Here is a 6993-nt window from a genome sequence, read left to right as displayed (position 1 = left end):
AATTGACCGGTTCTGGAATTACAAGGCAAAAAATGTGATTTAGTTGCTTTTGTTTCCCAAAAAAACGGCAATGGGTTTTAGATAGGAAATGTTTTCGCAGACAATTTTTATTATAACCATTAAAGGAACTGCAAGAATCATTCCCAAAATTCCCCAGAGCCAGCCGGCAAGAGAGAGCGAAACAAGAATAACAAACGGCGAAATGCCGAGGTTGTCGCCTTCAATTTTTGGTTCAATTACGTTTCCAAGAATCATATTTACGGCAATAACCCAAATTCCGATTATAATTGGAGCGACCGGAGATGGATAAAACTGTATGATTGAAAAAAGTATTGTGATTGCGCAGGAAGCTATTGAGCCAAAAGTTGGAATAAAATTTAAGCAAAATGCCAAAAATGCCCAGACTAGAGGGAAGTCCATTCTTGTAAGTGCGCATGCGATAAAAATGAAAATTCCAGTAAAAAGCGAAATTACGAATTTAATCGAGATGTAATGAGTTGTGTCTTTTATGATATTGTGCACGATTTTTATAACGCGCAGGTTGTGTTCGTTTGTAAATGCGAGCCGAACCTTGTGCTTGGTCTTTTTGAATTCTGCAAGCAGAAAAATTGACAGCAAGACTACCAAAAAAAGAGTTTTCATAAAAACTACGACAGAACCAGTAAAGTCAATCGCAAGAGATTTTAAATATTCAAGAATATTGAACTGATTGTTTAAATTTGCAAAAAGAGAGGCTTCTTCATCAAAATTTAAAAGCGTAAAAAATTTAGAATTTGGATGGGCTTCGATTGCGAGGCGGATTGAATCTTGAATTGCATTGAAACGTTCTTGGTAGCGTGGAATTGCAAGAACAATTGCCTTAAAACTTGCCGTAAGAATGTTTACGACAAGAAAAAAAGCGATAAAAAACGCAAGGTAGACAATTACTGTCGAAAGCCACCATGGAAGTTTTATAAAAAGGCAGAGGCGCTTTATAAGAGGGTAAAAAACAAGGGACAGCAGAACTGCAAGTACGACAGGCTTAAAAACATCAGCCATTACTTTAAAAAGCATTCCGCACAGAATTGTTAAAAAGAATAAAAGGATGAAAAAAATTCCTTTTAAAAATTTATTGGTTTGATTTTCCATTTGTTTTTTCCTTTAGGGTAGTTTAGTAGAGTCGTTGCCTAAATTCAATTGGTTGTTGTAAAGCGCAACGTTAATTTTAAGATTTAAGGCGAAGGTTGAGTTTAAAAAAACAGCTTGCAAACCTGGCAAGGTTTGCATTTTTCTATGATTGATAAAACTCAAAGTTTGAAGTATAAAGTTTAGAATAATTATGAATGAAGAAGACAAATTTTTATTAAAGACGTTGAAAAAAATATATTCGCAGATTTTGAATGAGCGGACGGATATTTTGCGTTCTGACGGAGAAAATGCACGGATTGCAGCGGAATATGACGATTCAATTGAGCGATTAAAAAGGCTTTTGCCTAAAATTCACGAAGTTTTAGATATTTACAGGCTTGAAGAAGAGGATTTTGTTTTTATTATCGAAACTTTAGAAATGTACTGCGAAAGTTTTATAATTGACGGACGAACTCAAGATTCAAAAGAACGCGATGAAAAAGAATTTGAAGAATTGCAAGATTTTCTGGATCAGTTTTATGATGACGAGTCTGACGAAGATGAAGAATCTGATGAAAAATTTGGGGATGAAGAATAGTTTTGTTTATGAAAAACCAGTTTGAAAGAATTTGCCTTACTTTTGGCAAAGACAGAATGGAAAAAATTTTTGCTTCAAGAGTGATTGTTTTTGGAATTGGCGGAGTTGGAAGTTACGTTGTTGAAGCTCTTGTCCGTTCTGGAATTGGCGCAATTGATATTGTTGATGATGATACTGTTTGCCTGTCAAATATAAATCGTCAGCTTTTTGCGCTTCATTCGACGCTTGGAAAAAACAAGGTCGATGTTGCTGAAGAGCGGATTTATGACATAAATCCAGACTGCAAGGTTACAAAGCACAAAGTTTTTTTTATGCCGGAAACTGCCGGCCAGTTTGATTTTTCTGTTTATGATTATGTCGTTGATTGTATTGATACTGTAACTGGAAAACTTGCGATTATTGAAAAGGCAAAAGAAGCCGGAGTGCCGGTTATAAGCAGCATGGGAGCCGGAAACAAGGTTAATCCTTCTTTGCTGGAAGTTGCTGATATTTCGAGGACGAGCGTTTGTCCGCTTGCCAGAGTTATGCGCAATGAACTTAAAAAACGCGGAATTAAACGGTTAAAATGCGTTTTTTCGACAGAAAAAGCAATTCCTCCGAAAGAAGATGAATTTAATTCTGATGAAATTGAAGAAAAAAATTGCATGCATTTAAAAAAACAGACACCTGGCAGCAATGCTTTTGTTCCGTCTGTTGCAGGCCTTATGATTGCAGCGGAAGTTATAAGGGATTTGACTGATTTTTTTGTGACGAATCTTTTTAAGAACGGAAAATAATTTTTTTAAGGAAAATTTACGCCTGATTGGAGCAGCGCGCAAGCGTTGCAAAGAAAACTGTGATTAAAAATCACGGTTTTCTTTGCAATGGAGCGAAAAGCGGAACTGCGCAAAGCAGGTTAGACCGCAGAATTTCGTCCAAATTTAAAAGCCTTTTTTAGAAAACTGTAACAACTTCGCCGTTTGGGTATTTTTTGTTGATATATTCTTTTACTTTTTCGCTTTCGATTGCCTTGATGAGGGCTTTGATTGCAGGCTTGTTTTCGTTGCCGGCTTTTACTGCGATTACGTTTACATAAGGTGAAGATGAGCCTTCAACAAAAAGTCCGTCCTTTTTTGCAGAAAGTCCTGCTGGAAGAGCGTAGTTTCCGTTGATTACAGCGGCGTCAACGTCGTCGAGCACACGTGGGAGCGAAGCGGCTTCGATTTCTTTGAATTTAAGCTTGAGAGGATTCTTTTTAATGTCAAGTGGCGTTGCTTCGATACCTGCGCCTTCTTTCAAAGTGATAAGTCCTGCTTCCTGAAGGAGCAAAAGCGCGCGAGCTTCGTTTGTAGGATCGTTTGGAATTGCTACTGAAGCTTTCTTTTTGAGGTCTGAGAGCGACTTGATTTTGTGAGAATAAATTGCAAATGGCTCAACGTGAATTCCTGCCGCGTTTACAAGGTGATAGCCTCTTTCTTTGTTAAACGATTCAAGGTATGGAATATGCTGAAAGTAGTTTGCGTCAATGTCGCCAGATTCTACTGCATCGTTTGGTGTTACATAATCTGTAAATTCGATTACCTGAAGGTCGATTCCCTGCGCCTTGAGATCATCTTTTACAAGGTTGAGGATTTCTGCGTGTGGCTCTGGAGTTGCTCCAACTTTGAGAACTGTCTGTGCGTTTACTGCAACTGCTGCGAGTAAAGCCGATGTGATTGCCAGGATTTTTTTCATATCTTACATCTCCTTTGTCGATATTTTGATTGCCGATAGATATACTAGGTAATAATTTTTATGTCAAGCGTCAAAAAAATTATTTCTAACCAGCATTTATAAGAAAATGTAGCAAACTTTTTGAGCTGCGACAACTGTTAGCAGAGTTGCTGCAAGTTTTGCGATTTAATGCCATTATCGGGCTTGACCCGATAATATACTGAAAATTTCCAACAGATTCCTGGCTGAGTTTGCTGCGTAAACATGCATGATTGGCAGTTTACAAAAATTTACAGGCCTATCGACAAAAAATTATTTTTTTATTAAAGTGGAAACATCTTTTTTTGGAGGTGCATGAAAAATGGCAGTTTATTTTGAAAAACTTGTACGCCAGAATTTCCGCAACGGTGTCATGCGCCTTTCTTCTCGTGCCCTTTAATTTTTAACAGATTAAATTTCCTGCTTTTTAAATTTTTCCGGGCAAATTCTCTTTTTTTTATTTATTCTTTTTTTGACAACAGGCTTATTGTTTTTTTAGCCGTGCTGTCTTTTGTTGCGGAGTTTTTATGGAATTTTCAAATTATTGTTTTGATACGCTTTGTGTTCAGGGTAATCCAGAGGCAAAATCTGTGGATTTGTCGGGAGCGATTTCTGTTCCGCTTGTCCAGTCGGCGACATTTGCTCATCCGGGACTTGGAAAATCGACAGGTTATGATTATTCAAGGCTTTCTAATCCGACGCGGAAATTTTTGGAAGAAACGGTTGCTGCTCTCGACGGAGCAAAATTCGGTTTTGCGTTTAGTTGCGGAATGGCGGCAGAAACTGCTTTTTTTAGCATGCTCGAAACAAAAAGCCACATTATAAGTTCGGACGACATTTATGGCGGTTCTCTCAGGCTTTTTAACACAATTGTAAAAAAACAGGGAATAGAAACAACTTTTGTAGACACTTCCAGCCTTGAACAGATTGAAAGAGCATTTCGTCCAGACACAAAAATCGTCTTTATCGAGACTCCCGGAAACCCGCTCATGACGGTTACAGACATTCAAAAAACCGCAGAACTTGCTCATTCGCACGGAGCGCTTCTTGTTGTCGACAATACTTTTTTGACTGCTTATTATCAAAAACCGCTTGCACTTGGCGCTGACGTTGTAATTCAGTCGGGAACAAAATTTCTTGCAGGACACAATGATGTTCTCGCCGGTTTTGTAACGACAAATAACGAAAAAATTGCCGAAGATATGGCTTTTATAACAAAAACTACAGGTTCAATGCTTGCACCTTTTGACAGCTGGCTTACAATCCGCGGAATAAAAACTCTGACGGTCAGATTGGAAAAACAAAGCGAAAATGCCGCAAAACTGGCTCAATACTTAAAAACTGAAAAACTTGTAAAAAAAGTTCTGTACATTGGATTGCCGGAAACTCCAGGACACGAAATCCACAAATCGCAGGCGAGCGGTTTTGGAAGCATGATTTCGATTTATTTGGACAGCAGTAAAACGGTCGAACGATTTTTGCGCAAAATCCGAATTTTCCGGTATGCGGAAAGCTTGGGCGGAGTGGAAAGCCTTGCAACTTATCCGCTCACTCAAACCCATTCGGAAATTCCGGAAGAAAAACGCAAGCAAAAAGGCATAACCGACACTTTGATCCGGCTTTCTGTCGGAATCGAAAATTTTGAAGACTTAAAAAATGATATAAAGCAGGCTTTGGAAGATTAAAAGCCGGGCGCCCCGGCACAAAGTGCCGGCCGGGCTTTGCAGGGTTCTGGCTTTCGCCTGCATTGCTCCGCTTCGTTCCGCAACGGCTTTGCCGCCCTTCCAATCCCTGGCGCATTTTTAAAAACTAAAAATAAACTTATTTATTGGAGAAAAAAAATGACTTTTGATTTTGATAAAATTACAGACCGCTCTAATACAATGGCAATAAAATACGATTTGGCAGAAGCCCGCAATAAACCTATTGACGTGCTCAGTCTTTGGGTTGCCGACATGGACTGGCCGACAGCTCCATGTGTTACAGATGCGCTAAAAAAGCGCTGCAATCACGGAATTTTTGGCTACAGCTGGCCAGATTCTCGCTATTACGATGCGTTAAAAAAATGGTATAAAAACCGGCACAATTTTGAAATCAAAACAGAATGGGTTGTTAATACTCCTGGAGTTGTTTTTGCAATTTGCATGGCAATACGCGCATTTACTTCTGAAGGCGATTCTGTTCTTATTCAGAGGCCGGTTTATTATCCTTTTTCTAAAGCAATTAGCAATCAAAAAAGAAAACTAGTGAACAATCCATTGGTTTTAAAAAACGGACATTACGAAATTGATTTTGAAGATTTTGAAAATAAAATTGTTTCTGAAAAAGTAAAGCTTTTTATACTGTGTTCGCCTCACAATCCTGGCGGAAGGGTCTGGAAAAAAGAAGAGCTTTTAAAATTGAGCCAAATATGCTTAAAACACAATGTTTTGGTTATAAGCGATGAAATTCACTGCGATATAACTTTTGAAGGTCATAAACACACAGTTTTTGCGCTGCTTTCTGAAGAAGCCGCTCAAAATTCAATTATCTGCAATTCTCCGAGCAAAACTTTTAATTTGGCAGGACTTCAGTTTTCAAACATTGTAATTCCGAACGAAAAATTGCGGAATTCTTTTATAAAAGAAATTGAATGCACCGGCTACGACGAGCCGCCTATTATGGGCATTGAGGCCGCAACTGCCGCTTATTCTGAAGGCGATGAATGGTTTGAGCAGGTTCGTTCGTATATCTGGCAGAATATTTTGTTTGCAGAAAAATACATTTCGGAAAATTGCCCGAAAATCAAGGTTTGCAAGCCGGAAGGCACTTATCTTTTGTGGCTTGATTTTTCGGATTTTGAATTAACGGACTCTCAGATTGAAAACAAAATTCTCAATAAGGCAAAAGTCTGGCTTGACCGTGGAACAATGTTTGGAATTGAAGGAGAGAAGTTTCAGAGAATAAATTGCGCCACTCCAAGAAAAATTCTCGAAGAGGCGCTTAAAGCAATTTGCAGCGAGTTTAAAAATAATTGAACGGAGGATTGAATTTTTAATTAAATTACGTAGTCGAAACCGTTAAATTCGCGGTTTTTTTCGGCAATTTGTTCGAGGGTAATGCTGTCAACGTATTGATTTACTGCTTCGTCAAAACCTTGCCAAAAAGCATCGTTTCCAACGGAAGAAACTGTATTTCCTTCAGAAACACCTTTTGGGCTTAAATTGCCTTCCATTGCCCGCAAAATTTCTCCAGCTGTGTATTGGTCTGGAGATTTTGCAAGTTTGTAACCGCCGTTATTTCCGCGTAAACCGACAACAAGTCCGGTTTTGCTGAGCTGCATTAAAATTTGTTCGGCATATTTTATGCTTAGGTTGTGGCGGTGGCTTAAAATTTTAAGAGCTACGTATTTTGAAGGGTCTTGTTCTGCAAGGTCGGTCATAAGCAAAAGCGCGTATTGACCCTTTGTTGAAATTTTTAACATAGAAGTATCTCCAGGAAAAATTTTTCTAAAAAGGGGATTTTTTAGAAGTGTTATAAAAGTAACCTATAGAATTGGTAGTATTATAGCATTTTTT

The 6993-nt window shown here is 38.4% G+C and carries 7 protein-coding genes; 4 read left to right on the top strand and 3 right to left on the bottom strand.

Features of this window, described 5'->3' with window-relative positions; all coding sequences use genetic code 11:
• Nucleotides 1-39: 39 nt before the first annotated feature.
• Nucleotides 40-1128, bottom strand: coding sequence for an AI-2E family transporter (locus tag B2X33_RS00635; RefSeq protein WP_296024877.1), 1089 nt, complete (start codon nucleotides 1126-1128; stop codon nucleotides 40-42).
• Between the two features lie 190 nt (nucleotides 1129-1318).
• On the opposite strand from B2X33_RS00635, the gene B2X33_RS00630 reads away from it, so the two are divergent.
• Nucleotides 1319-1705 (top strand): hypothetical protein, encoded by a 387-nt coding sequence (locus B2X33_RS00630; protein ID WP_296024880.1) that lies wholly within the window; start codon nucleotides 1319-1321, stop codon nucleotides 1703-1705.
• Nucleotides 1706-1713: 8 nt separating this feature from the next.
• Nucleotides 1714-2481 (top strand): tRNA threonylcarbamoyladenosine dehydratase, encoded by a 768-nt coding sequence (locus B2X33_RS00625; RefSeq protein ID WP_296666734.1) that lies wholly within the window; start codon nucleotides 1714-1716, stop codon nucleotides 2479-2481.
• Between the two features lie 157 nt (nucleotides 2482-2638).
• Here the strand turns inward: B2X33_RS00625 and B2X33_RS00620 are convergent, their stop codons facing one another.
• Nucleotides 2639-3418: a MetQ/NlpA family ABC transporter substrate-binding protein gene (locus tag B2X33_RS00620; RefSeq protein ID WP_296024886.1), complete on the bottom strand. Its 780-nt coding sequence runs from the start codon at nucleotides 3416-3418 to the stop codon at nucleotides 2639-2641.
• A 545-nt stretch (nucleotides 3419-3963) separates the two neighbouring features.
• Between B2X33_RS00620 and B2X33_RS00615 the strand changes: the two genes are divergently transcribed.
• Together B2X33_RS00615 and B2X33_RS00610 are read left to right on the top strand one after the other, a co-directional pair.
• The gene (locus tag B2X33_RS00615; protein WP_296666732.1) at nucleotides 3964-5121 is read left to right on the top strand and encodes a trans-sulfuration enzyme family protein; all 1158 of its coding nucleotides are present in this window, start codon (nucleotides 3964-3966) and stop codon (nucleotides 5119-5121) included.
• 156 nt (nucleotides 5122-5277) lie between these two features.
• Nucleotides 5278-6453, top strand: coding sequence for a MalY/PatB family protein (locus B2X33_RS00610; RefSeq protein ID WP_296666730.1), 1176 nt, complete (start codon nucleotides 5278-5280; stop codon nucleotides 6451-6453).
• A gap of 20 nt (nucleotides 6454-6473) precedes the next feature.
• Here the strand turns inward: B2X33_RS00610 and B2X33_RS00605 are convergent, their stop codons facing one another.
• The gene (locus B2X33_RS00605) at nucleotides 6474-6899 is read right to left on the bottom strand and encodes an RrF2 family transcriptional regulator (RefSeq protein ID WP_296024893.1); all 426 of its coding nucleotides are present in this window, start codon (nucleotides 6897-6899) and stop codon (nucleotides 6474-6476) included.
• Between the last annotated feature and the right edge of the window lie 94 nt (nucleotides 6900-6993).

Origin of the sequence: Treponema sp. UBA785, assembly GCF_002297065.1 — a bacterium.
Taxonomy (GTDB): Bacteria; Spirochaetota; Spirochaetia; order Treponematales; family Treponemataceae; genus Treponema_D.
Note: the sequence above shows the minus strand (reverse complement) of the source record. Positions and strands in the feature narration are given on the sequence as shown.

Bases quoted from the DNA above. Each gene is read 5' to 3' on its own strand.
- B2X33_RS00635 (WP_296024877.1), bottom strand. From the start codon at position 1,128: ATGGAAAATCAAACCAATAAATTTTTAAAAGGAATTTTTTTCATCCTT.
- B2X33_RS00630 (WP_296024880.1), top strand. From the start codon at position 1,319: ATGAATGAAGAAGACAAATTTTTATTAAAGACGTTGAAAAAAATATAT.
- B2X33_RS00625 (WP_296666734.1), top strand. From the start codon at position 1,714: ATGAAAAACCAGTTTGAAAGAATTTGCCTTACTTTTGGCAAAGACAGA.
- B2X33_RS00620 (WP_296024886.1), bottom strand. From the start codon at position 3,418: ATGAAAAAAATCCTGGCAATCACATCGGCTTTACTCGCAGCAGTTGCA.
- B2X33_RS00615 (WP_296666732.1), top strand. From the start codon at position 3,964: ATGGAATTTTCAAATTATTGTTTTGATACGCTTTGTGTTCAGGGTAAT.
- B2X33_RS00610 (WP_296666730.1), top strand. From the start codon at position 5,278: ATGACTTTTGATTTTGATAAAATTACAGACCGCTCTAATACAATGGCA.
- B2X33_RS00605 (WP_296024893.1), bottom strand. From the start codon at position 6,899: ATGTTAAAAATTTCAACAAAGGGTCAATACGCGCTTTTGCTTATGACC.